This window comes from Pseudochrobactrum albidum (genome assembly GCF_051851455.1).
Taxonomy (GTDB): domain Bacteria; phylum Pseudomonadota; class Alphaproteobacteria; order Rhizobiales; family Rhizobiaceae; genus Pseudochrobactrum.
In genome coordinates, this window is record NZ_JBPVTR010000024.1 from 545,409 (window position 1) to 571,871 (window position 26,463).

The following is a 26,463-nucleotide window of genomic DNA, read 5'->3' on the forward strand; positions in this document are numbered from 1 at the left end:
CGCAATGAAGCGCCGCCCTGACAAGGCGGCGCTCGGCATCGCCGCCGCGCTTTTTGCGGTTGCAGCTATTATGCTGTGGGATATGGCGCGCTTAAGCGGTGCTGCCGGATATTCACAAATCGGCCCTGCTACCGTGCCGAAGGTCATCGCTTTTGCACTGGCCGGATTGGGCGTGTGGACGATTATTGCCGCTTTTCGCCATGATTTCCCTGAGCGTGAGCCGCAGGAAGTCAAGCCGGTTCTCTGGATTATAGGCGGGCTGACAGCACAAATGCTGCTGCTCAACAGTGCCGGATTTTCTGTTGCAACCGGACTTATGTTTGCCCTTACGGCCTATGGCTTCGGAAAGCGCAAATTATGGCTTTCAATCCCGTCCGGCATAGCAATTTGCTATGTCATCTGGCTGATCTTTGCCAAATTGCTGCAATTGTCTCTGCCTGCCGGCCCGCTGGAGCGGCTGTTTTTTTAAAATGCAGATTGCCTGCCGGCTTGCGCTTTGCCTGCAAAAGGCGGGCAAAGCATTCAGGCAATCTGCCGATAGCGGGATATGAGCCCTCTTTTTTGTTCTGACGCGCAACCTCAAAACATATGATGTTTGCAAGGCTGCGCTTAACACAGGAACAGTATTTTAATGTCTACATTTGAATTTCTGATGCAGGGGCTTGTGGTTGCGATGCAGCCGATGAACCTGCTTTATGCACTGATCGGTGTGACACTGGGGACGGCTGTGGGTGTTTTGCCCGGCATCGGCCCTGCCCTTACCGTTGCGCTGTTGCTGCCTGTTACCTATCAGCTTGATGCTGCGGGTTCGCTGATCATGTTTGCAGGTATTTATTATGGCGGTATGTATGGCGGCTCCACCACTTCTATTCTTCTCAACACCCCCGGTGAAAGCGCCTCGATTGTGACCGCTCTGGAAGGTAATAAAATGGCGCGCAAAGGCCGCGGGGGGCCTGCACTGGCAACCGCTGCCATCGGCTCCTTTGTTGCCGGTCTTATCGCCACTATCGGGCTTGCTTTTATTGCGCCTTATATTGTCAAACTTGCACTGGTTTTTGGCCCTAGGGAATATTTTGCGCTGATGGTGCTGGCTTTTGTCACGGTTTCTTCCGCTTTTGGTGACAGCGCCCTGCGCGGTCTCACCTCGCTCTTCATCGGCCTTGCCCTTGCCACTATTGGCATTGACCAGCTGACCGGGCAGGCGCGGCTTTCTTTCGGCATTCCCGATCTTCTTGACGGTATTGAGGTTACCACGCTTGCCGTTGCCATGTTTGCAATTGGTGAAACATTATTTATCGCCGCTCAAGGCAATCGCGCACCCGATAAGGTTGAAGCGGTAAAAGGCTCGCTCTGGATGTCTGCCGCAGACTGGGCACGGTCATGGAAGCCGTGGCTGCGGGGTACTTTTATCGGCTTTCCTATTGGCGCCATGCCCGCAGGCGGTGCAGAAATCGGCACTTTTCTCTCTTATGCCGCAGAGCGCCGGCTGACAAAACATCCCGAGGAATTCGGCCATGGCGCTATTGAAGGCGTGGCCGGCCCCGAAGCTGCCAATAATGCTTCTGCTGCCGGCACGCTTGTTCCGCTTCTTACCCTTGGCCTGCCCACAACCGCAACAGCTGCCATCATGCTGGCGGGCTTTCAGCAATATGGCCTGCAACCGGGGCCGCTGCTTTTTGCCAGCAATCCGCAATTGGTATGGGGGCTGATTGCCAGCCTTTTGATTGCTAATTTTATGCTTTTGGTGCTTAATCTGCCAATGATCGGCCTGTGGGTAAAACTGCTCACCATCCCCAAACCCTGGCTTTATGCCGGTATTTTGCTGTTTGCCACACTCGGCACTATCGGCGCCAATCCTTCTGTATTTGAACTTGGTATGCTGCTTGCATTTGGCCTGATGGGTTATGGTATGCGGGTTTTTGGCTATCCGATTGCGCCTGCGGTGGTGGGGCTCATTCTGGGGCCGCTTGCGGAACAGCAATTGCGCCGCGCCCTGTCAATCAGCCAGGGCGATGTGACAGTGCTTTTTACCTCTCCCATTGCGGCCACCTTGCTTACCATTGCGGCATTGGCGCTTATTATACCGCTGATCATGCGTGCCCGCGGACGCGGTGAGGTTCTTGCACAGCTTGCAGCAAATGAAGACTAAAAACATACAAAACCTGTTAAACCCGCCGCAGACACGGCGGGTTTTGCTTTTTTGTAAAAAACAGTAATGCCATGCACAGACTGCATGGCAGACCTGCTTTTGTGTCCGTTGTGCAGGATGCCTGATGCGCCCATCTTTATGTCATAAGATAAAGTTCTGCATAGTGCAGGCAATCCGCACGGAGAAGCAAGATGACTGTAAGCACAAGGCATTCCCGTAATTTCATCAGCCGCGCATTGCGTGTTTTTGGCGCTGCTGCCTCTGCCGCCGCTGCCGTTGAAGGCCGCCGCCGCCCCCATGACAGGGATCTGCGTGCGCTCGGTATCAATCCTGCTGATTTCAAATAATAGTAAGTCTCTGATAATTTAAGCCTTTCAAGCCCCACGCTTTGGTTGAAGCGGCGGGGCTTTTTTGCCAGACTATGCCGGACAAAACGGAATCAATCATGATTGCCGGAGAGGACAAAATGAGAGTTTATATCTGCGCGGATATTGAAGGTGTTGCCGGTGTGGTAACATCACAGCAAGGCCAGCCCGGCAATACGGAATATGAACGGGCGCGCCGTTTGATGACAGAAGAGGTTAATGCCGCAATTGAAGGCGCATTGGCAGGTGGCGCGGATTATATTCTGGTCAACGACTCTCACGGCCCTATGGTCAATATTATTCCGGAAATGCTGCATCCGGCGGCAGAACTGATCCTTGGCCGTCCGAAAAAATTTAACATGGCTGCCGGTCTTGATGAGAGTTTCGACCTGATGTTTCTCACCGGCCACCATGCCAGTGCCGCACAATATGGCGTGCTTGCCCATACTACCAACGGTTTTGCCTTCCGCACCATCAGGCTCAACGGACAGATTGTGGGCGAGCCTGGCTTTTACGGTGCCTATGCGGGCGAGCTTGGCGTGCCTGTGGCGCTGATTTCCGGCGATGACCGCACAGAACAGGAAAACCGCCCATTCTTCCCCCATGCGGAATTTGCCGTTGTCAAAACAGCTCTTGGCAACCGCGCGGCGCGGCAGGTCTCTGTTCACAATGCCCGTGAGATGATCCGCGCAAAGGCACAAAACGCCGTTGAGCGCAAAAATGAAATGCAGGCATGGAAGCCGTTTAACGGGCGCATTAGGGCAGAATTTATAATGAATTCTCCGCTTCTGGCCGATCAGATGGCAATTATTCCCTGTGCCGACCGTATTGATGCCACAACGATTGCTTTTGATTGCGGGAATGTGGCTGAGGCTGTGGGCTGGATGGGGGTTCTCTCCGGCTTGGCGGCAAATGTGAAATAAACAATTCTCAAAATACAAAAGCCGGCAAAGCCGGCTTTTTCATATCATCCGGACGATTTTGCGCCTGTTGAAAATCAAATAATAATAACCGGCCTGAAGGCAGAGCATGACAGTAAAAGTCAGCGAATAGGCCCACCAGATACCGTCAATCCCGATCCAGTGGTTTAAAATATAAGCGGCAGGTATTTCCACCAGAAGAATGGCGCTCATTGTCAGTATGGTCGGTGCATAAATGGCACCGCTGGCGCGCATCGTGCTCATAAAAACACTGCTCATGCCAAACAGCACAATTGTCCACAAAACAATATGCAACAAATGCGCCGCCAGAGCCGCCACCGCCTGCTCGGTCAAAAATGCACCGCTGATCATATCAGAGAAAAAATATGCCAGCAGCACACAGGCGCCGGTAACCAGCCAATTGAGCTGCAAACCGGCGATCACAATTTTATGCACCTGCTCATTGCGCCCTGCCCCGACCGCCTGCGATGCCAGAATGGAAGCGGTAATGCCAATGGAAATTGCCGGAAACTGCACCCAGCCCAATGTCTGCGTAATGGCACCATAGGCGGCTGTTGCCTGTGTGCCATGCCTGTTCACCAGCCCCAGCAACACAATTTCAGCAAAGGCTATGGTCAGCATCTGCAAGGCCGTTGGCAAGCCGATTTTCAAAATTATCAGACAATAGCGCAGATTAAACCGGATCAGCCTGATGAAGGTCCGCGTCAATGCCATGGGGTGGCGGTTACGATGCCAGAACCACAACAGCCAGCACAATGCCACAGCCGAGGCGATAACCGTTGAAACTGCCGCGCTCATAACCCCCAGCTGCGGAAAGCCCAACAAACCTTCAATAAACAGCGGCGTTAAAAGCATCGCAACGCCGGTGGCGATAACCAGCGCCCAGAGCGGGCTGACCGCATCCCCCACGCCACGACTCATATTGCTGAGCAGCCACAGGCTGAAAATCACCGGCATTCCTGCCATCATAATCCGCGCATAATGTGCCGATTCATCAAGCACTTCTGCAGGTGTACCCAAAAAAGCCATCAGATGAGGAGCAAACACACTGCCAAGAACCGCAGTGGAGAGCGAGACAACAAGAACCATGGCAATTGCGCTGCCGGCAATAGCATGCAGCTTCTCCCTGTCCTGCGCCCCCCATGCCTGCCCGATCAGCACGGTTGCACCGGCGCCAAGCCCGATAATCAGCCCCAGAAACAAAAAGAATACCGGTGCAAAGGCAGATATTGCCGCCAATGCATCAACCCCCATCAGGCGGCCGACAAAAATGCCGTTCAGCGTGCCGGAGGCAGCCTGCAAAATATTGGAAAACAGCATCGGCAGAAAAATCAGCATATAGGAACGCCACAGGCCAATTTGCGGCTGCGGCCTTGCAGCAACAGCCTCCGGTGCAATCATCTGCCCGTTCCCTGCATCTTTTTCATCGGCTGCCATATCTGCTTTCCGTTTTCGCAATATTCCATCAATGCGGCAAGAAACATTGTTTTGCAATGTCGTAAAACATAAAAAAACCGCCGGAAAAATCCGGCGGCCTTTTATGAAAAGCTGGCGTCAACCTATTCAGCAGGAACAGTTTCTGCCTGTTCTTCCCGGCGGTTGTGCCGCACAGATGCCCAAAAAGCTATGCCGATCAGAGCCGCGCCGCCAAGGCCGGTAATAACCTCCGGAATGTGCACCAGCGTCTGAAAATACATCACAACAGACAGGATCAGTATGGCGTAGAATGCACCATGTTCCAGATAGCGATATTCATTCAATGTGCCTTTTTCAACCAGCATAATGGTCATGGAACGCACATACATAGCACCGATGCCAAGGCCGATGGCAATCACAAACAGGTTTTGCGAAAGGGCAAAAGCGCCGATCACACCGTCAAAGGAGAAGCTGGCATCCAGCACTTCCAGATAAAGGAAAGCGCCAAGCCCGCCCCGCGCCGCGGCATTCAGCGTTTTTTGCGATGCATCAAGAATACCGCCCAATACCTCAACACCAAGGAATGTTAAAAGCCCGTAGATACCGGCATAGAGAAAAGTCATTTCCTGATCATCATTCAAAAGCGAAGAGAAGATCAGCAACATGATCAGTACAATGGCAACTTCAATGCCTTTGATATCCGCCAGACGCGCCATAACCCGCTCCAAAGGGCCAACCCAGTGCACATCTTTCTCGGAATTAAAGAAATAGGTCAGCGCCACCATCAAAAGAAATGTGCCGCCAAAGGCTGCAATCGGCAAATGCGCATCGGTCATGATCCGCGCATATTCTTCCGGTTTTGAGGCTGCAAGCACAACAGCTTCAACCGGGCCTATGCCTGCGGCAATCACCACCACCAACAAAGGAAAGACAATACGCATTCCAAAGACGGCAATAACAATACCCCAGGTTAAAAACCGATGCTGCCATTTCGGTGTCATATCCTTAAGTTTATTGGCATTGACCACCGCATTATCAAATGACAGGGAAATTTCCAGCACGGCCAATACCGCGCAGATAAAGAATACCGAGGCCATTCCGCCTAATGTGCCGCTTGTCTGCCAGCCGAGCCATGCGCCCAGCAATAAGCCCACAATGGTGATTATAAATGCCCAGGTAAAATAGCTGAGTACTGTTTTTTGAACTTGCGGCTTGCTCATTTTGCCATCTCTCCCCTGTTAAAGACAGAAATGGCACAATGGCGCTTAGTGTAAGATTGATGAGAAAAATTAAAGGCGGAAGCACTATCAGCACAATCCGCAAAAAACATGAAACAGATTTTCATGATCACATGTCCGCCGGCTGGATTTGCGGCAGTACCGACATCACGAGAGCGCCGTAAAACTCTCGCCAGAGGGGCCCGGCACCGTGTTAAATCTGCTGCCGGCTGATGCGCCTGCCGATTGGCCAATGCCATAAGCGGGTGGCCAATGCCATAAGCGGGTATAAAATGCATGCCGGTGCCTCTCACCGGCCATGATTACCGTCATCAGACAGCCTGCAGATTAAACGCATTTAAGCACTTTGCAGCCGGTTTCAAGAGGCGGCAATGGTTTTAAAACAAAAAAATGACATATTTCACATGACCGGCTTTCACATGTCCCATACAAAGCCATCCGCCGCAGATGAAGATAAACCTCTTTTCCTGAGCCTGTCGCCCCTGATCAGGCCATAAGCAATTGCTTGAGCACCTGAAAAGGATGGGGAATCTGCGTCTTTTCCATGATCTCCACCTGCGAACGACAAGAAAAACCCGTGGCCATTACAATATGCTCACGCCCATGGGCCTGCATTTTGTGCCGCCAGCTCAGATCATAAATATTGTCTGATAATGCGCGGTTGCGCAATTCGTGGCCAAATGTGCCGGCCATGCCGCAACAGCCGCTCTCACCAATGGTCATATTGATGCCAAAATGCCTGAAAATCGCAGTCCATGCGGCAATGGAAGGCATGGCATTGGTTTTTTCAGTGCAATGGGGCAACAGCATATAAGTTTGTGCCGCATATTTTGCAGCAGGTTTGATATGCCCCGCAATGTGTTGCAGGTGCTGTGCCAGCCATTCCTGCGGCAGCATCACATCCGGCACGGTTTGATCGGGCAGTGCGGCGCGATATTCACTGCGATAGGTCAGTGTCATGGACGGATCAAGACCAATCAGCGGCACACCGCTTTGCGCCAGACCGTTGAGATAAAGACCGGTCTTGCGTGCCGTGCGGGTAAAGGACCGCAGATAGCCATGCACATGCTGCGCCTTGCCATTTGGTTTCAGCTCAGCCAGATAGGGTGTAAAGCCAAGCATTTTAAGCAGGTCCAGCACATCAAGCAGCAATTGCGTGTCAAAAAAAGTTGTAAAACTATCCTGCACCAGAATAACACTGCCGGCTTTCTGCGCTTTGTTTAAAGTGCCAAGCATATGCGGATCCGCCATCTGAATATGACGATCACGCAGTTCTTGTTTTAAATTTACATGACTAAGTTCCGGCAAGGCTGTGAGGCCGACCTGCCTCATGCCCCAGCGGCCGGGCGCACTGGCCATTAAACCATTATAAAGCCCGCCAAACCTAGCAACCAGCGGCATAATATGCTCAATTGAAGCAATGAGCGGGTCTTTTAACGGGCGCAGATAGCGGCTGTAATAAAGCTCCAGAAATTTGGAGCGGAAGGCCGGCACATTGACCTTGACCGGACATTGCCCTGCGCAGGCCTTGCAGGCAAGACAAGTATCCATTGCATCGCGTACATGATGGGAAAAATCATCACGGTTTTTCGCGCTTATCGAATTGCCCATACGGCTGAAAAAACCGCGCCATAGCGGCTTTTTGCGCAAATCCTGTGCCAGATGGCGCGGATCAAGCCCCTGCTCACCAAGCAGGCGCAGCCATTCACGGATCAGCGAAGCGCGGCCTTTGGGCGAATAGCGCCGGTCGCCGCTGCCCTTGAATGACGGGCACATGGCAGAATCAGTATTAAAATCAAAACAAGCGCCATTACCATTGCAATAAGGCGCATTATCGAATGCGTTACGCACATCCGCCGGAATGATGCGATCTTTCTGGCCGCGCAAGGCCAGTTCGTCGATTTTTGTCAGCGGCTGATCATCGGGCGTGGCGATTTTACCGGCATTGAGCTGATTGAAGGGGTCAAAAACTGCCTTGATACGCTGCAATTGCGGATAAAGGGGCCCAAAAAATTCCGGTACATATTCCGAGCGCACACCCTTGCCATGTTCCCCCCACAGCACACCGCCATATTTGAGTGTCAGCGCCACCACCGCATCAGAAATGCGGCGGAGCATCGGCTCCTGTTCCGGATCCGTCAGATCAAGTGCGGGGCGCACATGCAGCACCCCTGCATCAACATGGCCAAACATACCATAATCCAGCCCTTCCCTGTCCAGAAGCGCACGGAACTCCAGAATATAATCAGCCAGATTTTCCGGCGGTACGGCTGTATCTTCAACAAAAGCAACCGGACGACGCGCCCCCTCAACATTGCCAAGCAAGCCAACGGCACGTTTGCGCATTGTCCAGATGGCTTCAATATCCTCCGGTTTTTCAGTTATAGTGAAACCATGGCGGCCCTCTTGCGCAGAACCTGCCAGCGCCTTGCTGACAAAACGGATTTTCTCCTGCAGTTCTTCAGTACTGTCTGCCAGCACCTCGGCAATATTGATGCCATCTGTGCGCCTGCCCGCCTCGGGGGGGAAATAATCGGCAATCCGGCTCCATATAATATCGCCGCGCGCCAGTGAAAGCACTTTGGCATCCACTGTCTCAACAGAGGCAACCTGCAGACCGGCCAGAAAACGGGCATCACGCAATGCCGTATTGAAATCATCATAACGGATATTGATCAGAGCGGCAAAACGCGGAATCGGCAAAAGATTGAGCTCTGCCTCGGCGATCAGCGCCAATGTCCCTTCCGCGCCGCAAAGCAGGGAATTGAGATTAAGCCCGCCGTCTTTTTCGCGCAAATGCGCCAGATCATAGCCGGTCAGAAAACGGTTGAGCTTTGGAAATATCCTGTCAATAAGCGCGCGGTTTTCGCGCTCAATCTCATCGACCAACCGATAAATTGCACCGCTGCGATCATCCTGTTTCTGCAACTTCTCAAGTTCATCTCTGGAGAGTGGCCTGGTATTCAGCTCGCTGCCATCCATCAAAACAGCCCGCAAGCCCAAAACATGATTGGAGGTCTTGCCATAAAGGCAGGAGCCCTGCCCGCAGGCATCCGTATTGATCATACCGCCGATTGTGGCGCGGTTTGAGGTGGAAAGCTCCGGCGCAAAAAACAGACCATAGGGCTTCAGTGCCTTGTTGAGCTGATCCTTGACCACGCCGCTTTCAACCCGTGCAATGCGCTTTTGCGGATCAATGGAGAGGATGCGGTTCATATAGCGTGAGGTATCAACCACAATCCCGCCGGTCAGGGACTGGCCATTGGTGCCGGTGCCGCCGCCGCGCATTGCCATTTTCAAATGGCGGAAGCGCGCCTCATGCAGGAGCCGGGCAATTTTTTGCAGATCTTCAATCCCGCGCGGAAAAAGCACCCCTTGCGGGCGCAACTGATAAACGGAATTATCAGTTGCAAAAACGGTGGTTGTTGCCGCATCAAACTCAATATCACCACCAAAGCCGCGCAGCCGCAGTGCATCATAAAAATCCAGAGGCTCCGGCTGCGCCGCAATCTCCGCCCGCAGAAATGGTATCACGCAATTCTCTCCGCATTTGCCGGCTGCATCAGGTATTTCTCCTTATACAACCCTTTATCGCAGACATGTCATAGCGTTTTTGGCGGTGCTTTCCAATCACAGGCAGCGATGAACTTTATCATGCATTGGCATAAGGTTATGCATAGTATTTTCTATCACCTTATTCCGCAGCAATAATGACCGGACGGTTCATCTCCTTGCGCTGCGCGCCATTGCTGCCCTGATAAATCAGGCAACTGGTACGAAGAAGCGAAGCAAAATTCGGCACTGACCCGTTTACATGCATGGCTTCATCATAAAGCGTTGAAAGAAACCGCGATGTAGACATATCCTGTCCGCAGGCGATCTCATCAATAATATCCCAAAAGGCGGCTTCCAGCTGAATGCTTGTGGAATGCCCGCCAATACGCACAGAGCGGTTAACCGGACGGTAACGATCGGGATCCTGCGTTGCAAATACTTCACACATCTCAAATCCTCACTGAATAGCCGGAATACTGATTATACCTTCCATGTTTATACGCCTCTATAGCATAGAACCCAAACCGCCTTGCATTTTTTTAAAGCGGCATTTCACGCGTATATATTCAGGCAACCAGTTTACACGAATATTGATGATTTTTCATATTTCAGACACAAAAAACATCATGCGGTAATGGGCTACTACCATGCAATGAGACAAAAAGTGCAGAATTTGGAACAAGTCTAATTCCAATCTTCTCACAACCGGTGATCTTATGGCAAAAAATATTCATTCCATGATCCGCGTCATTGATGAAGCGCGTTCCCTTGCATTCTATAAAACAGCTTTTGGTCTGGAGATTGCCGACCGGCTTGATTTCCAGGATTTCACGCTGGTTTATCTCAGCAATCCGGAAAGCGAGTTTGAACTGGAACTCACCATCAATAAAGGCCGCACAGAGCCTTATACACTGGGTGATGGCTATGGCCATCTTGCGGTTTCGGTAGCAGATCTCGATGCGGAACATGCCCGTCTTGTTGAGGCCGGCCTTAATCCGGGAAAACTGATTGAATTCAAGCCCGATGGCCAATTGGTTGGCCGCTTCTTCTTTATCACCGACCCTGACGGTTACAAAATCGAAGTGCTGCAGCGCGGTGGCCGCTTCAAATAATCAGGATTACGGGCAATGCCGAGGAACATTGCCCGCCCATGACGTTTACCTTGGGAGGGAAACATGACAGTCACAAAAAACCTGCGCGGCATTTCTCGCCGTGAATTATTAAAGCGCGGCGGCACCGGCGCTGCCCTTATTGTTTTTGGCAATGCGGTTTTTGGCGCTAATTATGCCTGGGCGCTTGAGAGCAATGCTCTCAAGTCCGATAGTGTTGCCACGCTCATCAAGCTGGCACGCGATATCTACCCCCATGACCGGCTGGCTGACCGTTTTTATGCCATTGCCATCAAGGGCCATGAAGAAAAGGCTGCAAAAGACAAAGCTCATCTGACACTGATTGAGGAAGGCATTGCTGATCTCAACAAACGTGCCGTTGCTGCCGGCAGCCCGTCCTATCGCGATATGGGCTGGGAAGAAGACCGGGTTGCCATTCTTCACGCCATTGAAGACAGCCCGTTTTTTCAGGCTATTCGCAGTGATCTCGTCGTCAGCCTCTATAATCAGAAAGAGCTTTGGCCGCTCTTTGGCTATGAGGGCGAATCCTATTCCAAAGGCGGTTATATCGAGCGCGGTTTTGACGATATCGAATGGCTCTGACCTCCAAACTTTGACGATCAATTGATTAGTTTTTCTTGTGGGAGGAAACTATGGCAGCTCCTTATAAACTGACTGACGACCATGTGGTTGTTATTATCGGCTCCGGCGCGGGCGGCGGCACATTAGGCAATGAACTGGCACAGAAAGGCATTGATGTTGTCATTCTGGAAGCAGGCAACCGCTATGAATATGACGAATTTATCAATGATGAATGGGAAAGCTTTGCCCAGCTTTCATGGGATGACAAGCGCACCAGCAGCGGCGGCTGGCGTGTTGCAAAAGATTTTCCCAACCTGCCGGCATGGATTGTGAAAGCCGTAGGCGGCACCACCATTCACTGGGCCGGCGCATCCTTACGTTTTCAGGAACATGAGTTCAAGACACTCAGCCATTACGGCAAGATTGAGGGCGCCAATCTGCTGGACTGGCCGATAAGCTATCAGAATCTTGAGCCTTATTATGCCCGTGCTGAAGATAAAATGGGCGTTACCAACACTAATGGCATTGCCCCGCTGCCCGGCAATAATAATTTTAAGGTGATGAAAGCCGGCGCCGACAAGCTTGGCTATAAAGAATGCCATACCGGCAATATGGCAATTAATTCTGCCGAGCGCGATGACCGTATGGCATGCCAGCAGACCGGTTTTTGCTTTCAGGGCTGTAAATGGGGCGCCAAATGGTCAACCCTTTATACAGAAATCCCCAAAGGCGAAGCCACCGGCAAGCTGGAAGTGCGCGCCAATGCGCATGTTGTGAAAATCGAGCATGACAGGAACGGCAAGGTTACCGGTGTTGTCTATGCTGATAAAGAGGGCAAGCTGCACACGCAGAAAGCCCGCATTGTTGCCGTTGCCGGCAACTCGATCGAGAGTCCGCGCCTGTTGCTGAACTCGGCCTCCTCTCTGTTTCCTGACGGTCTTGCCAATTCTTCCGGGCAGGTCGGCAAAAACTATATGCGCCACACCACTGGCTCTGTCTATGGCGTATTTGAGAAGCCTGTTCGCATGTATCGCGGCACCACCATGGCGGGCATCATCCGCGATGAAGCCCGCCATGATCCTTCCCGCGGTTTTGTGGGCGGTTATGAGATGGAAACCATCTCGCTTGGTGTTCCTTTTATGGCGGCCTTCCTTAATCCGGGTGGCTGGGGGCGCTCTTTTGCGGCGGCTATGGATGATTATCCCAATATGGCCGGCCTGTGGATTGTGGGTGAAGACCTGCCACAGGAACAAAATGCCGTTAAACTGCACAGTGAACTGAAAGATCAGTATGGCATGCCGGTTCCGGATGTATGGTTTACCGACCATGCCAATGATATTGCCATGCGTAATCATGCCTATAAACAGGGTGAGGCGCTCTATAAAGCAGTTGGCGCAACCAAGACCTTCCCCACACCACCTTACCCTTCAACGCATAATCTGGGCACCAACCGGATGAGTGAAAAGGCACAGGATGGCGTGGTGAACAAGCACGGCCAGAGCCACGATATTAAAAACCTGTTCATTTCGGATGGCAGCCAGTTCACCACATCTGCAGCGGAAAATCCGACCCTGACAATTGTGGCGCTGGCAATCCGTCAGGCGGAATATATTGCCGCAGAAATGGCTGCAGGCAATATCTGACAGTTTTGCCGCAGCGGCACTTATTCACGCGCCGCTGCGGCAGATTTCAATTAGAACCGTCCGCAAATAACGGTTTAAAAAGGTGTAGCAAATGCATATTGCGTTTAAAAATCTGATTGGTCTTGCATTGCTTTCAGGCTTTGCCCTCATCCAGCCCGCCCTCATCCAGCCCGCCCATGCGGAAGGCGATGCTGAAAAGGGTAAGAAAGTCTTTGCAAAATGCATGGCCTGCCACACAATCGAGGAAAAGAAAAACCGTGTCGGCCCGCATCTGGTTAATATTATCGGGCGCAAGACAGCAACGGCCGAGGGTTTCAAATATTCACCGGCCATGTCCAAGGCCGGTGAAGAGGGAATGGTTTGGGATGAGGAAACACTGCGCTCCTATCTCGCCGCACCTAAGCAATTCATCCCCGGTAACAAAATGATTTTTGCCGGCCTGAAAAAACCGGAAGATATCAGCGACCTTATCGCCTATCTCCGCTCAAAATCCGCAGAATAAATTTTATCGTCATGCCAGAAAAACACCACCCCTCCGCCCCGCAGCATCTGATTGCCGATCTGCAATCTGTGGTTGGCAGGAAACACATCCTGACCACCCCCCGTACCACAGAGCGTTATCGCAAAGGTTTCAGAAGCGGCGAGGGAGAAGCGGCGGCGGTGGTGTTTCCCGCAAGCCTTATGGAGCAATGGCGGGTTTTACAAATCTGTGTCAGACATGGCGCGGCCATCATATTTCAGGCGGCCAATACCGGCCTGACAGAGGGCTCCACACCCAGCGGTTATGATTATGACCGGCCTGTTGTTGTTATCAATACATTACGGATGAACCGCATTGATCTTATCAATGATGCCAAACAAATTGTCAGCCTGCCCGGCGCAACATTGTTTCAACTGGAAAAACTGCTCAAGCCCCATAACCGTCAGCCGCATTCCGTCATCGGCTCATCCTGTATTGGCGCGTCTATTATCGGCGGTATCAGCAATAATTCCGGCGGCTCTCTTGTCAAACGCGGGCCTGCCTATACGGAACTTGCGCTTTATGCCCGCCTTGACGAACAGGGGGAGCTGCATCTCATCAATGAGCTTGGCATTGATCTTGGTACAACACCGGAAGAAATTTTAACCCGGCTGGACAAAGGGGATTACAGCGCCGCCGATATTAGTAATGATACGGATGCTGTTGCCCATGATAATGATTATGCTGCCCGTGTGCGCGCCGTTGAGGAAGACAGCCCAGCCCGTTTCAATGCCGATCCGCGGCGCCTGAAAAACGCCTCAGGCTGCGCAGGCAAGCTTGCGGTTTTTGCCGTGCGGCTTGATACTTTTGCCCCCGAAGGGGAGGAGCAGAGCTTTTATATCGGCACCAAGGATCCGCATATCCTCACCACGATTCGCAGGGATATTCTGCAAAATTTCAGCGATCTGCCAGTGGCCGGAGAATATATACATCGTGAAGCCTTTGCCGTGACCCGCATTTATGGCAAGGATACATTTGTGATGATTGACAAGCTCGGCACAGAATTTATGCCGCGCTTTTTCACGCTTAAAGGACGGATTGATGCCTTCACCGACCGGTTGCCGTTTCTGCCCTCCTCACTGACTGACCGGATATTGCAAAAACTGATGCGGTTCTGGCCGGAAGTACTGCCAAAGCGCCTGTTGGATTATCATGAAAAATACGAACATCACCTGATGCTGAAAATGTCGGGCAAGGGCGTGCAGGAAGCGCGTGATTATTTAAGCGCCCTGTTTGCAAAGCCTGACAATGCGCAAAAGGGCAGTTGGTTCAGCTGCACGGCAGAAGAAGGCAAGAAAGCATTCCTGCATCGCTTTGCCGCCGCCGGTGCCGCCATCCGCTATGCAATTGTGCATGATAAACAGGCGCAAGATATGGTGGCGCTGGATATTGCCCTGCCACGCAATACGAGGGACTGGTTTGAGGTGCTGCCGGATAATCTTGAGCGGCAATGCCTGTCCAAACTCTATTACGGGCATTTTTTCTGCCATGTCTTCCATCAGGATTATGTAGTGAAAAAAGGCTTTGATGCCAAAAGCTTCAAACATGATTTGCTGGATTTGATCAGCTCTCGCGGTGCGGAATATCCGGCTGAACATAATGTCGGCCATCTTTATGAGGCCAAACCCGAGCAGGCCGCCTTTTACCGGCAGCTTGATCCGACCAACAGTTTCAACCCCGGTATCGGCAAAGCCTCAAAGTTCCGCTTCTATGGCTGCCAGTGTAATGATTGCTGAGGATAATGACTGTTAAAAATCAGGGCCGGTGAAATGCACCAGCCCTGATTTTTCTTATTTCTTCGTTACTTCCGCAAAAGCCTCATCCAAAACATTGAGCAGATAATCAGCATTTGCCTTGTTGAAGATCATTGGCGGGCGCATTTTCAGCACATTATCAAACGGGCCTTCCGTGCCCATCAAAATACCGCGGCGGCGGGCAACATTACACACGGCACGCGCAATCTCAGTTGCCGGCTCCTTTGTGTGGCGGTCATTAACCAGTTCAATACCAAGAAACAGGCCAAGACCGCGTATATCGCCGATCACATCATAGTGGTTTTGCATATCACGGAAGGAAGCCATCAGATAATTGCCGATTGCAAGCGCATTGGCGCGCAGGTTCTGGCTCTCAATCACATCCAGAACAGCAAGGCCAACGGCACAAGACACCGGATTGCCGCCAAATGTGTTGAAATATTCCATACCATTGTTGAAACTGTCGGCGATCTCGCGGGTGGTAACCAGTGCTGCCATAGGATGACCATCGCCGATAGGCTTGCCCATGGTCACGATATCCGGCGTTACCCCTTGTGTTTCAAAAGCCCACCAATGGCTGCCGACACGGCCGAAACCGACCTGCACCTCATCGGCAATACATATGCCGCCGGCATCGCGAACCATTTTATAGACTTCCCTGAGATAACCATCCGGCATAAAAACCTGACCGGCCACGCTTGGAATAGATTCTGCAATGAAGAAACCAGGCCCCTCCCCCTTTGCCTGCATTCGCGCAATTTGTTCTGCCACACTCTGCGCATAAAATCTGGCATGATCTGCCGGATTCCAGTCTTCCGGCGCACGGTAGCTATCGGGCACTTTTGCCACATAAACATGCGGTTTGGCCCCCTTGCCGCCCTTGCGGTTGAATTTATAGGGGCTCAAATCAATCAGTTCCTGCGTGGTGCCGTGATAAGACCAGTCAAGCACAATTGCATTCTCACGCCCTGTATGTGCGCGCATCATCCGCAGTGCAAGACTATTGGCCTCAGAACCGCTATTGGTAAAACCGGCAATGGTGAGGTTATCCGGCAGGGTAGCTGTCAGGCGCTCGGCATAGGCCACAATATTATCATGCAGATAGCGTGTATTGGTGTTGAGCGTTGAGGCCTGTTTATGCAGGGCTTCCACCACAGCCGGATGCGCATGGCCGATATGGCAGACATTGTTGAAACAATCGAGATAGGCGCGGCCTTTATGGTCAATCAGCCAGACGCCGTCACCACGCACAAATTTGATCGGCTCCTCATAGGAAATTGACAGGTTGGGCAGCAGCATTTTGCGGCGCATGGCGACAATTTCCTGCCTGCTGCGCCCCGATTGCCGGTAAAACTCATCTGCCTGACCGGCAAAATTGCGGGGATCAGGAAATAATTCTGCCCAGACATCAAGATAGGCTTCCTCCCCCACACCAATAATATCCATTGCCGTCAGGCGGGTATCGGTGCAGATCTGCAGATGCAAATGCGGTGCCCAATGGCCGTTTTCTGTTTCATTGCCCATATAGGCAACAAGATCACCGGCGTGCAAAACATCGCCTGCCTTGAGCCGGTTGACAGCTTCATGTGCCAGATGCCCCCAAAGCGAGATGAAAGGCGGGCAGTCTTGCGGGCGATGTTCCAGCGTGATCAGACAGCCATAACCCAGCGGATCCGGCTCAATATCCACGCTGCGCACAATCGCATCAAGCGGGGTATAGAGCGGCGTGCCTGCGGGCATAAACAAATCAAGCCCCAGATGGCAGGTGCGCCGTTTGTCTTTTATCAATCTGGATTCAAACATTGTGCCGGCATAAACGGTGCGCTCCTCCCCCCAAGGGCCGATGCCAAGTTCAGAACCGGTTACAGCGCAATGTTCCTCCCATATTTTTTGGGCAATAACCGGCTGTTCTTCTGCTGATTTTATAGTCATCGGATGCAACGGGTCGCCATAGGGAACCAGTTCTGCCGGATAGGTTGCAACCGGCTTATCCAACAGGGGCAACAGTTTTGAACGATTATTTTTCAGCCAATTAACCGTTACGGATGCACCGCAAACTGCATCAAACCCGCAAGCTTTACGCAATATTGCGCTTACAAAAAGCGGCTCCATGCGGTCAAGTTTGCGCAGGAGATCCCATGCCGGTTTTTCACTGATCGCCAGATAGGGGTTATCCTCCACCTGCTGCCGGCGCGATGCAGAAATTGTGACCGAGGTGACCAGACGCATGGCGATAAGATCATAGAGCAGATTAAGCTCTTCCTCCCGCAGGGGATAATATCTGTGAAACCCTTTGGCAATAGCGGCAATGGCGCTGACCGGCGCATCATGATCAAGCCCCGCATAGGCGCCCGCAATCGCCACTTCGGCAATCACCGGCGTGTAGAGTGCGTCACCAAAATCAATCAGACCGGCAATGACATGCTGATTGTCATTGCCAACCAGCACATTCCAGTCATTGGCATCATTATGGATAACACCGGCACGCAAGGTTTTAAGCTTTGGTGCAACCTGTGTTTCAAAACGGGTGATGAAACGTTCCAGCAAAGCACGGTCATCGGTATTTTTAACAAGATGAAGACGGTCTCTGGAGCGCCCTGCCCTGGTAATATCCCAATCAAGATCACGCAGCGCACCGGCATGGATAAACCCCTGCAGCGCCGCATCAAACTGGCCAAGTAATGCGCCAAGGCTCTCCAGAGCCTGCAATGAACGGGCAGATTCTGCCAGAGGCTGCCCTTCAACCCAGCTCACTAGGCGGATATTATGTATATCGCCATTGAGCATCTGTGTATCGGCAAGGCTGTCCCCTTTTAGGGTGTGTACAATCTGCGGCACAGGCAAATGCGGGGCATGTTCACGGATATGGTTGAGCAAAGCCGTCTGAAAACGGCTTTCCGTCTCCGGCTCCGAAGCATTAATAATCTTCAGAATAAAACTTTTACCCTCTGCCGTAGTCAGCTTAAAATTCTGATCACGCTCGCTGTTAAGCAGCGCGAGCTCCCCGCTAAGACCATAATGGGCGGCAAGCAGGGCAGCGGCATCGTCAGGTGAAAATTGCGGCGCAGTATCAAGCATGATTATTCCGTTTCATGTGCCTGTTCAGAAGGCAGGCGTTACATCTTTTATGCACACAGATTTACACAGCATAAAAAGATGCGCATCAGACAAAGTGCCGGTTGCACCGGCAGTTTGTTTCAAGTAACCGTCACATTGCCGGCAACAATTTTGAGCGCAACACCGCGCGCATCCAGAAGGGAAATGATGCAGGATATTGACGCCACAGATCATAAAATCCTGAGCATTCTGTCACAGGAGGCCCGCATTCCGATGAAAACGCTTGCAGGGCGCATCGGCCTCTCCCGCAGCGCCACCAGCGAACGTGTTGCCCGGCTTGAAAAAAATGGCGTGATCCGTGGTTATCGCGCCGATATCGGCCTGCTCGATGATGCAGCATTGCAGGCTTTTCTCATGGTTACATTAAAGCGTACGCCAAGCTTTCCCATTCTTGATAATCTGGCCGGACTGCCGCAGGTGCGCAAGGTTTCTTCTGTCAGCGGCCAGCTTGATCTGGTGGTGGAGGTGGAAGTGCCCTCCATCAATGCGCTCAATGAAATTCGCAACAGAATTGCCGAATTTGACAATGTGGAAGACCTGACCACAAATATTGTTCTGCGCCGCGAAATTCTGCGCGATAAATAAATCTGCTATAAATAAATCATTGCCTGATCGTGCAAATTTAGTCAGTCTTCTTTCAAAAAAAGGGGATTGTTACTGCCATGACTGAGACAATATCAGCCGCCGATCCGCTCCAAATTGCACAAAACTGGTTTGAACAAGGGCGCAGGATTGCACTTGTTACCGTGCTCTCTGTGTGGGGTTCGGCGCCGCGCCCTGCAGGCAGCCATATGATTTGTGACGCACAGGGCAATTTTGAGGGCTCGGTTTCCGGCGGCTGTATTGAGGCGGAAGTTATTACGCAAGCCGCAGAAGTTTTACAGCAGGGAGAGCCGCGCGATCTGTCCTTTGGTATCAGCGATGAAGATGCATGGGCGGCAGGCTTGTCCTGCGGGGGCACGCTCCGCCTGCTCATCACCCCTTATGATGCCGCCCTCTATCAAACGATCGGCCGGATTATTCAGGCGCAGGCCTCCCGCCGGCAAATCACCGCGCGCACCGATCTTGCCAGTGGCGGAATCAGCCTTGTTCCGGCGCCGGAAAGTGCAAAAATCACCTTGCTGGATGATATATGCTTTATCCGCACCTACCGGCCGCGGCCACATATTCTGGTAACCGGTGCTGTGCATATTGCACAATCGCTGGCGCAAATGGCACAAATTACCGGCTATGAACTGACAATACTTGACCCGCGCACCGGCTTTGCCACAAAAGAACGCTTTCCCGATATACGGCTGAATACACAATGGCCGGAGGATTTTTTTCGCCACAACCAGCCGGATAATTTTACCGCAATTGTTGCGCTCAGCCATATTCCCCATATTGATGATCCGGCGCTGATTGCCGCCCTTGCGAGCGATTGTTTTTACATCGGCGCACTCGGCAGCCGCAAAACCCATGCGCAAAGGCTGGAGCGGCTGATGGCAACCGGTTTCAGCGCCGATGAGCTCACACGGATTCATGCCCCTATCGGCCTTGCCATCAGTGCACAGGAACCCGCCGAGATTGCCACCGCTGTCCTTGCTGAAATCATTCAGGCCTATCGCAATTAGGCGGCCGCCTCAAAGCGCGGTTCATATGCGTTTTCAGCTAACACTGAGGCGCAGGCGGCCATTATCATCCTGCATCATGCCCAAAGCGGTATAATCCCGAAACTCCCCATTACCGCCGCTCACCCTGTGGCTGTGGGTTTCGCTGATCACCACAACCTTGCCTCCCGCCGCCTGCCCTGCCGCAATTCCGGCCGGCGCGTCCTCAAATATCAGGCAATCGGCTGCATCAAAACCAAGGCGCTGCGCCCCCAGATGATAGCCACTGGGATCAGGCTTGCCTTTGACAACATCCTCTGCCACCACAATGGTTTGCGGTATTGGCAAACCGGCTGCGCTCAGGCGCGCCTGTGCCAGCTCACGCGGGGCGGATGTGACAATTGTCCAGCGATCTTCCGGCAGTGAAGCAATAAAATCCCTTGCACCGGCAATCGCCCGGATACCGGCAAAATCCCGCATTTCTTCTGCCAGAAAAGCATCAGCCACAGCCTGCGGATCAAGATGCGGCATATCAAGCGCCCTGATCATATCAACAACGCGGATGCCATGCACCTTTTTCAGCAGTTCCTGCCCGTCAAGCCCGTGTTCTGCCGCCCATTCCAGCCAGATACGCTCCACAACAGGAATGGAATTTACCAAAGTGCCATCCATATCAAACAAGAATCCGGCATAGGAATGAAGAAATACAGAATTATCGCACGTTTTCACTTTCAGGTCCTTTTTGAGCCGCTCGCCGCCGGCAATCTGGAATCCGGCTATAATCCGGTTATTTGACAGCAATATTTAAGTTAAAAATTACTGCAACAATTTATGTTACGCCAATTGTTATCATACAAACATACAAATGTTACAATAATAACAAAATGAACATAATGATTTACCGGCAAAATAGAATGCGCTGCAAACTCTGCAAGACATAATGCTGTGAGGGAGAAAAGAAAAAGGCCGCGCGGGGGAGGAGAATGCGCGGCCTGATCATGGATACGGCTGGGAGGAGGAGTACCGTATTCCGTTGTCGGGTCTAATTGGGAGGAGGAGAACGAACCCGACAGCCCGTTATATAATGGAACCCTGAAAGACCGACAATAAACAATATTGCATAACAGACATGCAGCATTGCAAGGCAAGGGCGGCAGTATCGTAAGGCAGGGGCAACAGCACATCAAACAGGATTTGCGCACATCTGCTGATATGCGGATAAATGATATGCCACCCGACTCACACAGTAAATATTCTAAGAACCTGACACAAACACAAAAGGGCAGTGCCCAGCGCGGCATCGCTTAACAAAAGCACTCACACCAGAAATTTCAGTTTTTATTGAATTTACAAATCATACGATATTTACAGTAAAAAAGTAAAATATATTTATATCAATAATTTTATTGAACTATTTCATTTAATGATCAAAGCAAATCATTTTAAATTTATAAAATAATTATCGATAAATAGCTTAATACCATCTCATTTATGCATTTAAAATCAATTTTATATTCACCCTTGAAGATTTTTACATTCATATCATAATCGATAATTGCAAAAATGATTGCGGAGGAGACAGATTATGTATGACGGCATACCCGCTCTCTGGCAAAAACCGAATGATGACCTGCAAACACACAGTGATAATGCAGCCTATGTGTTTCTCGGAATATTTTTAGCCGCACTGGCTGTGCCGGCTGCTTTTATTCTTTGGGCAATTACCACCGGCCTTGTCGCCATTTTGAGCTAAAGGAATAAGCCAATAATCAGAGGGGAGCCGCACGGATATTCTTTTAAATAAGATGGCGAAGATCATCACAGGATAAATCCGTGCGGCTTTTTATTTTTTAGGCAACAGGAGCACGCCGATCAATGCGGCTGAAATATGAGAATCGGCGATATTGATGCTAATTTTTCGGCTCTGCACAATTATTATCTCGCTGAAACAACATTCAGCTTGCCGGCAATATGAAGATTTCATGCCTGCATGGCCAAAAAATAAACGCTTAAAGCCTGTGCGAAACCAGCGCAAAATGACACATAAAGAGCAAAATCTTCAACGCAAAAAATAAGCCGCACAAATCGCAAAATCTTTCATCCGAACAGAGGGGGCTTATATTTTTTTAAAGACATAACATATTGAAAAGAATATATTAATTTATTTTCAATATGACAGATAGCTGTAAAGCATAAGGCATATTATTTTTTATATATGCCCCTTATTGCAGAATTATATTTTACCTTCACTTATGTGCATTTTGCGTATGAAAATTTATAGCGCATAATTTATTTTAAATGCATTGTGATTTGACATATTGCCTGACAAGCAATTTACGTTTACGTCAATGGAATATTATTGCCGGATATTGATCTCGGCACAATCTCGTTTAAGCTGCTGACAGACCGGTTTTTAAAAGAGGAGGAACCGGAAACCGGAGCAATCCGGCGGGCATATGTCAGCACAGCAGGAATTCTGGGAGGCAGAATGACACGTTCGAGCGGTAAGAATGCCACAACCGGCACAGCAAAAGATATAGCAAAAAACACCACTAAAACAGTGGAAAAGGCTGCAACAACCACCAAAACCCAAGGAAAGGCAACAGCGCGCAAAACCGCCGCAAAACCTGTCACAGCAACCAAATCTGCTGCCAAGGCCGGCACAACCGCAAAAAAGACCAGTCAACCGGCTTCAGCCACCAAGGCAACACGTGCAGCCAAAGCTGCCGGCGCAAAACCAGTAAGTGCAGAACCTGCAAGCAAGCCAAAAACCGCCACGCCTGAAAAGGCACCAGCCCCCGTACAGAACAAGACAGATACCGCCAGCCCCTATGCCACAAGGCCCTGGCTGCAAAGCTATCCGGAAGGTGTGGCACACACGCTCTCCCCCTCCCCTTATCAATCTATTGCCGATCTTATTCTCACCGCCTGCAAAACCTATGCCGAGCGTCCGGCCTTTACCTGTATGGATAAATCACTTTCTTACAGGGAGCTGGATGAAAAATCTGCCGCAATGGCCGCATGGCTGCAATCACGCGGGCTGGAAAAAGGCGATCGTGTCGCCGTGATGATGCCCAATATATTGCAATATCCGCTGGCCATTACCGCAATTTTGCGTGCCGGCCTGGTGGTGGTCAATGTTAATCCGCTCTATACCCCGCGCGAGCTGGAACACCAGCTTAATGATTCCGGTGCCAAGGCTATCTTTGTTCTTGAAAATTTTGCCCACACGCTCGAAAAAGCTCTGCCTTCCACGCAGGTCAAACATGTCATTGTCGCCTCTATGGGCGACCTGCACGGGCTGAAAGGCGCCCTGATTAATTTTGTGGTGCGCCGTGTCAAGAAAATGGTTCCACAGTGGAATATTCCGGCACATACACGTTTTAAATCTGCCTTATCCGCCGGGGAGAAACTCACCTTCAAGCCGGTTGATATTACACCGGATGATCTGGCATTTTTGCAATATACCGGCGGCACAACCGGCGTTTCCAAAGGCGCTATGCTGTTGCAAAGCAATATTATTGCCAATGTGGAGCAATTGCGCCTCTGGCTTGATGTGGCATTCCAGCGCAAGGGAAGACCGGAAAATATCAATTATATCTGCGCCCTGCCGCTTTATCATATTTTTGCACTGACAGTGAATGCGATGATGGGCATTCAGCAAGGCACACGCAATGTGCTTATTCCTAATCCGCGTGATATTCCGGCTTTTGTTAAAGAACTTAAAAAAGCGCCTTTTCACATTTTCCCCGGCCTGAACACCCTGTTCAATGCACTGATGGATAATGCGGAATTCCGCCAGCTTGATTTCAAACCGCTGGTTCTCACCCTTGGCGGCGGCATGGCCGTGCAACGGCCGGTGGCAGAACGCTGGGAAAAACTGACCGGCTGCCTGATCACCGAAGGTTATGGTCTTTCAGAAACCTCTCCTGTTGCTACAGCCAATGTGCTTAATGCCACAGAATTTTCCGGCACCATCGGCTTGCCGGTACCCGGATCAGATGTGGCAATCCGCGATGATGACGGCAATAATGTGCCGCTTGGTGAAGTGGGAGAAATCTGCGTTCGCGGGCCACAGGTTATGAAAGGCTATTGGAACCGGCCGGAAGAAACCGCAAAAGCCATTTTACCGGACGGATTTTTCCGCACCGGCGATATGGGCTTTATGAATGAAAAAGGCTTCACCAAGATTGTCGACCGCAAAAAGGATATGATCCTGGTCTCGGGCTTCAATGTTTATCCCAATGAAATTGAAGAGGTTGCAGCCGAACATCCGGGCGTCATGGAGGCAGCGGCTATTGGCGTTGCCAATGAACATTCCGGCGAGGTTGTCAAATTATTTGTGGTGCGCCGCAATCCGGAACTGACAGAAGACGAGCTGAAAGCCTTCTGCGCAGAACGACTGACCAATTACAAACGCCCGCGTATAATTGAATTCCGTGAAAGCCTGCCGAAAACCAATGTCGGTAAAATTCTGCGGCGCGAACTGCGTTAAAACCGGGTAAGAGCGGTTCCGCAGGTTTTGTTTGAACCGGAACCGCTTTTAAAAACATATCCATAAGACATCAGCCCGAAGGACCGATGTCTTATTGCGTTTTAAACAGACAGGATGCGCAAAGCCGCTCACCCGCGGCGTGCAACAGCACTTGGAACTTGCAAACAGATATTATTGCCCGGCAAGATAATCCGGCAGATCGGCAATGGAATCCAAAACAATATCTGCCAGCGGCTCCAGCACTTCACGCGGGCTGTTACCGGTCAGAACACCAACAGCCAAGCCGGCTTTGGCAGCTCTGGCGCATTCCAGATCATGCGGATTATCGCCAACCATTGCCACTTCCGCCGGTGTCACGCCAATTTCTGCTGCAAAATGCAATAGCGGATCAGCATGCGGTTTGGCACGTGCTGCGGTGTCATAACCCACAAAACCGGAAAATAAATCGCTGATGCCGAGCGCGGCCGCCGTTGCCCGCGCACCGGCCTCGGAATCATTGGTGGCAATACCAAGCACAAAGCCGGCTTTTCTCAGCGCCTGCAGGGTTTGTGTCAGCGCCTCCACTGCAACAGCCTGTTTTGCACCCTCCTCAACCCCGTAAATATCATATTCCGCCACGCGCTCGCGGCGCTGCTCCGCACTGTCGTGCGGGTGCCAGAGCGCCACAATATCTTCTATCGTTCCTGCGGCAATTGCAGAATTGGCACGAAATCGCTCACTTTCCCAATCATAGCCTCCGGCCTCCAGCAGGCTGCGAGCCAAGGTATCATCACCGGCAGCAGAACGCCTTGCCAGCTCACAGGAAATGGCAAACCATGTCCGGTTGAAATCAACCAGCGTGCCATCCTTGTCAAAAAGTATAGCGCGGATTTTTTTTACAGAGCCGCAAGGTGTTGTAACAACCGCAGACATCAGGCCTCCAGTGAACCGGCAGGTTTTACCTGTGCTGAGGGTTCATCCCCTATCAGTTTCATCACATCATCACCACGGCGCAAATAACGCAGACTGCGATGGGTGAGCACACGGCCGGCCTGCGGCGCGCATAATTTGATATCATGTTCCGGCTCGCCCGGCACCGTTACGATTGTGGCGAGAAGATCACCCTTTTTCACGATATCGCCAAGCGCCACATGATAAAGCACCATGCCGCCCTGCGGCGCGCGGATCATCTCCACACGTGAAAAAGGCGCGATCGGGCCGTTAAACGGCTCACCCAGCTCACTTGCCGCATCTTCCACCACACCACGGGCGACAAGAAAGCGATAAAGCCCCTCTGCATCAGCCTTGCCGGTTTCAGGATCAACATCATTAAGGCCGCGAAACTCAACCGTTGTTACCGCACGCCGGCGCATATCACGCTCCTCCGGCTTCATATGCAAGAGCGGGTTAACACAGGCCTCTTCAAAAGCCGCACTCACGGTAGAATCTCCGGCAAGAATAGCGGCAGAGCGCAACGCGGTTGCCAGATCACGCAGATCTTCTGCAAAATTTTCATGTACATAGAGATAGTTTTCACTCTCATCGTCACAATGCAGATCCAGCACGATTTCATGTTTTAAGGCGAGGCGCACCAACATTGCCTTGATGCGCTTGTCAAGCGATACCGGCGCATCGGCCTCCGGCAAGGAAGATGTGTCAAAATCTTCCAGAAGCGGGAAATTGCGGTTAAAATTAATCCCGGAGAAAAAATCAAACCGGCCATGATGCTGGTGGCTGAGCCATTGATTGGAAGCCACGGGATTGGCCTGCGGCACAATGGTGAGATTACCGCGAATTCGGCCTTCCGCCTCAGCCTTTTGCAGCATCGGAATGAGAGAATGCAAAGCGGCCTGCCCCGGCAATTCAGCGCCATGAAGCGATGATTGCATATAGGCTGACGGCGCCGTTTGATCTGTGCCCTCAAAGCGCAAAACGCGCAATTCCACCTGAATGCCCGGCACATCTGCGGCAAATTCTATCCGATCAGTCTTCATCTTTGTCCCACCTGAGA

General features: G+C 51.4%; 21 protein-coding genes. 13 read left to right on the forward strand and 8 right to left on the reverse strand.

Features of this window, described 5'->3' with window-relative positions:
• Nucleotides 1-4 precede the first annotated feature (4 nt).
• The 4 genes from ACSTTO_RS13550 to ACSTTO_RS13565 all read left to right on the forward strand — a co-directional run bounded on the left by ACSTTO_RS13550 (nucleotide 5) and on the right by ACSTTO_RS13565 (nucleotide 3,437).
• A complete protein-coding gene (locus ACSTTO_RS13550) occupies nucleotides 5-469 on the forward strand; it encodes a tripartite tricarboxylate transporter TctB family protein (protein WP_439273770.1) in 465 nt (154 codons plus the stop codon).
• A 162-nt stretch (nucleotides 470-631) separates the two neighbouring features.
• Nucleotides 632-2,149, forward strand: coding sequence for a tripartite tricarboxylate transporter permease (locus ACSTTO_RS13555; protein ID WP_439273771.1), 1,518 nt, complete (start codon nucleotides 632-634; stop codon nucleotides 2,147-2,149).
• A 191-nt stretch (nucleotides 2,150-2,340) separates the two neighbouring features.
• Nucleotides 2,341-2,496, forward strand: coding sequence for a hypothetical protein (locus ACSTTO_RS13560; RefSeq protein WP_439273772.1), 156 nt, complete (start codon nucleotides 2,341-2,343; stop codon nucleotides 2,494-2,496).
• Nucleotides 2,497-2,615: 119 nt separating this feature from the next.
• Nucleotides 2,616-3,437 (forward strand): M55 family metallopeptidase, encoded by an 822-nt coding sequence (locus ACSTTO_RS13565; protein WP_439273773.1) that lies wholly within the window; start codon nucleotides 2,616-2,618, stop codon nucleotides 3,435-3,437.
• A gap of 39 nt (nucleotides 3,438-3,476) precedes the next feature.
• On the opposite strand, the gene ACSTTO_RS13570 is transcribed toward ACSTTO_RS13565, so the two are convergent.
• The 4 genes from ACSTTO_RS13570 to ACSTTO_RS13585 all read right to left on the reverse strand — a co-directional run bounded on the left by ACSTTO_RS13570 (nucleotide 3,477) and on the right by ACSTTO_RS13585 (nucleotide 10,112).
• Entirely contained in the window at nucleotides 3,477-4,892 is a 1,416-nt protein-coding gene (locus ACSTTO_RS13570; RefSeq protein WP_439273774.1) for an MATE family efflux transporter, read from the reverse strand.
• Nucleotides 4,893-5,014: 122 nt separating this feature from the next.
• Entirely contained in the window at nucleotides 5,015-6,091 is a 1,077-nt protein-coding gene (locus tag ACSTTO_RS13575; RefSeq protein ID WP_439273775.1) for a DUF475 domain-containing protein, read from the reverse strand.
• A 504-nt stretch (nucleotides 6,092-6,595) separates the two neighbouring features.
• Entirely contained in the window at nucleotides 6,596-9,643 is a 3,048-nt protein-coding gene (gene ydiJ / locus ACSTTO_RS13580; protein WP_439273776.1) for a D-2-hydroxyglutarate dehydrogenase YdiJ, read from the reverse strand.
• A gap of 160 nt (nucleotides 9,644-9,803) precedes the next feature.
• Nucleotides 9,804-10,112, reverse strand: coding sequence for a ribbon-helix-helix domain-containing protein (locus tag ACSTTO_RS13585; protein ID WP_439273777.1), 309 nt, complete (start codon nucleotides 10,110-10,112; stop codon nucleotides 9,804-9,806).
• 268 nt (nucleotides 10,113-10,380) lie between these two features.
• Here ACSTTO_RS13585 and ACSTTO_RS13590 point away from each other — a divergent pair, with 268 nt between their 5' ends.
• From ACSTTO_RS13590 to dld, 5 genes are all read left to right on the forward strand, one after another.
• A complete protein-coding gene (locus tag ACSTTO_RS13590) occupies nucleotides 10,381-10,776 on the forward strand; it encodes a VOC family protein (RefSeq protein ID WP_439273778.1) in 396 nt (131 codons plus the stop codon).
• A 63-nt stretch (nucleotides 10,777-10,839) separates the two neighbouring features.
• Nucleotides 10,840-11,376 carry a twin-arginine translocation signal domain-containing protein gene (locus ACSTTO_RS13595; protein ID WP_439273779.1) on the forward strand — a complete coding sequence of 179 codons (537 nt, stop codon included), beginning with the start codon at nucleotides 10,840-10,842 and terminating at the stop codon, nucleotides 11,374-11,376.
• 50 nt (nucleotides 11,377-11,426) lie between these two features.
• Entirely contained in the window at nucleotides 11,427-12,998 is a 1,572-nt protein-coding gene (locus tag ACSTTO_RS13600; RefSeq protein WP_439273780.1) for a GMC family oxidoreductase, read from the forward strand.
• A gap of 91 nt (nucleotides 12,999-13,089) precedes the next feature.
• Complete coding sequence (locus ACSTTO_RS13605; RefSeq protein ID WP_439273781.1) at nucleotides 13,090-13,500, forward strand: c-type cytochrome; 411 nt, start codon at nucleotides 13,090-13,092, stop codon at nucleotides 13,498-13,500.
• Between the two features lie 11 nt (nucleotides 13,501-13,511).
• Nucleotides 13,512-15,254 carry a D-lactate dehydrogenase gene (gene dld, locus ACSTTO_RS13610; protein ID WP_439273782.1) on the forward strand — a complete coding sequence of 581 codons (1,743 nt, stop codon included), beginning with the start codon at nucleotides 13,512-13,514 and terminating at the stop codon, nucleotides 15,252-15,254.
• A gap of 54 nt (nucleotides 15,255-15,308) precedes the next feature.
• On the opposite strand, the gene ACSTTO_RS13615 is transcribed toward dld, so the two are convergent.
• Nucleotides 15,309-18,350: an aminotransferase class III-fold pyridoxal phosphate-dependent enzyme gene (locus ACSTTO_RS13615; RefSeq protein WP_439273783.1), complete on the reverse strand. Its 3,042-nt coding sequence runs from the start codon at nucleotides 18,348-18,350 to the stop codon at nucleotides 15,309-15,311.
• 78 nt (nucleotides 18,351-18,428) lie between these two features.
• On the opposite strand from ACSTTO_RS13615, the gene ACSTTO_RS13620 reads away from it, so the two are divergent.
• Nucleotides 18,429-18,974 (forward strand): Lrp/AsnC family transcriptional regulator, encoded by a 546-nt coding sequence (locus ACSTTO_RS13620; protein ID WP_439273784.1) that lies wholly within the window; start codon nucleotides 18,429-18,431, stop codon nucleotides 18,972-18,974.
• Between the two features lie 77 nt (nucleotides 18,975-19,051).
• The gene (locus tag ACSTTO_RS13625) at nucleotides 19,052-20,002 is read left to right on the forward strand and encodes an XdhC family protein (RefSeq protein ID WP_439273785.1); all 951 of its coding nucleotides are present in this window, start codon (nucleotides 19,052-19,054) and stop codon (nucleotides 20,000-20,002) included.
• A 33-nt stretch (nucleotides 20,003-20,035) separates the two neighbouring features.
• Here ACSTTO_RS13625 and ACSTTO_RS13630 read toward each other — a convergent pair whose 3' ends face one another.
• On the reverse strand, nucleotides 20,036-20,707 hold the full coding sequence (locus tag ACSTTO_RS13630) for an HAD-IA family hydrolase (RefSeq protein WP_439273786.1): 672 nt from the start codon (nucleotides 20,705-20,707) through the stop codon (nucleotides 20,036-20,038).
• Nucleotides 20,708-21,563: 856 nt separating this feature from the next.
• On the opposite strand from ACSTTO_RS13630, the gene ACSTTO_RS13635 reads away from it, so the two are divergent.
• Nucleotides 21,564-21,731, forward strand: coding sequence for a hypothetical protein (locus ACSTTO_RS13635; RefSeq protein WP_439273787.1), 168 nt, complete (start codon nucleotides 21,564-21,566; stop codon nucleotides 21,729-21,731).
• A gap of 735 nt (nucleotides 21,732-22,466) precedes the next feature.
• Complete coding sequence (locus ACSTTO_RS13640; RefSeq protein ID WP_439273788.1) at nucleotides 22,467-24,473, forward strand: long-chain-fatty-acid--CoA ligase; 2,007 nt, start codon at nucleotides 22,467-22,469, stop codon at nucleotides 24,471-24,473.
• 171 nt (nucleotides 24,474-24,644) lie between these two features.
• Here ACSTTO_RS13640 and ACSTTO_RS13645 read toward each other — a convergent pair whose 3' ends face one another.
• Nucleotides 24,645-25,385 (reverse strand): HAD family hydrolase, encoded by a 741-nt coding sequence (locus ACSTTO_RS13645; RefSeq protein WP_439273789.1) that lies wholly within the window; start codon nucleotides 25,383-25,385, stop codon nucleotides 24,645-24,647.
• Nucleotides 25,385-26,446 (reverse strand): peptidase M14, encoded by a 1,062-nt coding sequence (locus tag ACSTTO_RS13650; protein ID WP_439273790.1) that lies wholly within the window; start codon nucleotides 26,444-26,446, stop codon nucleotides 25,385-25,387. Before ACSTTO_RS13650 ends, ACSTTO_RS13645 begins: the two co-directional genes overlap by 1 nt.
• Nucleotides 26,447-26,463 lie beyond the last annotated feature (17 nt).

What these genes read in the sequence shown, in the direction of transcription:
- ACSTTO_RS13620 (WP_439273784.1), top strand. Translation starts at nt 18,429, where the DNA reads ATGCGCATCAGACAAAGTGCCGGTTGCACCGGCAGTTTGTTTCAAGTA.
- ACSTTO_RS13640 (WP_439273788.1), top strand. Translation starts at nt 22,467, where the DNA reads ATGACACGTTCGAGCGGTAAGAATGCCACAACCGGCACAGCAAAAGAT.
- ACSTTO_RS13595 (WP_439273779.1), top strand. Translation starts at nt 10,840, where the DNA reads ATGACAGTCACAAAAAACCTGCGCGGCATTTCTCGCCGTGAATTATTA.
- ACSTTO_RS13565 (WP_439273773.1), top strand. Translation starts at nt 2,616, where the DNA reads ATGAGAGTTTATATCTGCGCGGATATTGAAGGTGTTGCCGGTGTGGTA.
- ACSTTO_RS13600 (WP_439273780.1), top strand. Translation starts at nt 11,427, where the DNA reads ATGGCAGCTCCTTATAAACTGACTGACGACCATGTGGTTGTTATTATC.
- ACSTTO_RS13645 (WP_439273789.1), bottom strand. Translation starts at nt 25,385, where the DNA reads ATGTCTGCGGTTGTTACAACACCTTGCGGCTCTGTAAAAAAAATCCGC.
- ACSTTO_RS13605 (WP_439273781.1), top strand. Translation starts at nt 13,090, where the DNA reads ATGCATATTGCGTTTAAAAATCTGATTGGTCTTGCATTGCTTTCAGGC.
- dld (WP_439273782.1), top strand. Translation starts at nt 13,512, where the DNA reads ATGCCAGAAAAACACCACCCCTCCGCCCCGCAGCATCTGATTGCCGAT.
- ACSTTO_RS13650 (WP_439273790.1), bottom strand. Translation starts at nt 26,446, where the DNA reads ATGAAGACTGATCGGATAGAATTTGCCGCAGATGTGCCGGGCATTCAG.
- ACSTTO_RS13560 (WP_439273772.1), top strand. Translation starts at nt 2,341, where the DNA reads ATGACTGTAAGCACAAGGCATTCCCGTAATTTCATCAGCCGCGCATTG.
- ACSTTO_RS13635 (WP_439273787.1), top strand. Translation starts at nt 21,564, where the DNA reads ATGTATGACGGCATACCCGCTCTCTGGCAAAAACCGAATGATGACCTG.
- ACSTTO_RS13575 (WP_439273775.1), bottom strand. Translation starts at nt 6,091, where the DNA reads ATGAGCAAGCCGCAAGTTCAAAAAACAGTACTCAGCTATTTTACCTGG.
- ACSTTO_RS13625 (WP_439273785.1), top strand. Translation starts at nt 19,052, where the DNA reads ATGACTGAGACAATATCAGCCGCCGATCCGCTCCAAATTGCACAAAAC.
- ACSTTO_RS13570 (WP_439273774.1), bottom strand. Translation starts at nt 4,892, where the DNA reads ATGGCAGCCGATGAAAAAGATGCAGGGAACGGGCAGATGATTGCACCG.
- ACSTTO_RS13555 (WP_439273771.1), top strand. Translation starts at nt 632, where the DNA reads ATGTCTACATTTGAATTTCTGATGCAGGGGCTTGTGGTTGCGATGCAG.
- ACSTTO_RS13615 (WP_439273783.1), bottom strand. Translation starts at nt 18,350, where the DNA reads ATGCTTGATACTGCGCCGCAATTTTCACCTGACGATGCCGCTGCCCTG.
- ACSTTO_RS13550 (WP_439273770.1), top strand. Translation starts at nt 5, where the DNA reads ATGAAGCGCCGCCCTGACAAGGCGGCGCTCGGCATCGCCGCCGCGCTT.
- ACSTTO_RS13585 (WP_439273777.1), bottom strand. Translation starts at nt 10,112, where the DNA reads ATGTGTGAAGTATTTGCAACGCAGGATCCCGATCGTTACCGTCCGGTT.
- ACSTTO_RS13590 (WP_439273778.1), top strand. Translation starts at nt 10,381, where the DNA reads ATGGCAAAAAATATTCATTCCATGATCCGCGTCATTGATGAAGCGCGT.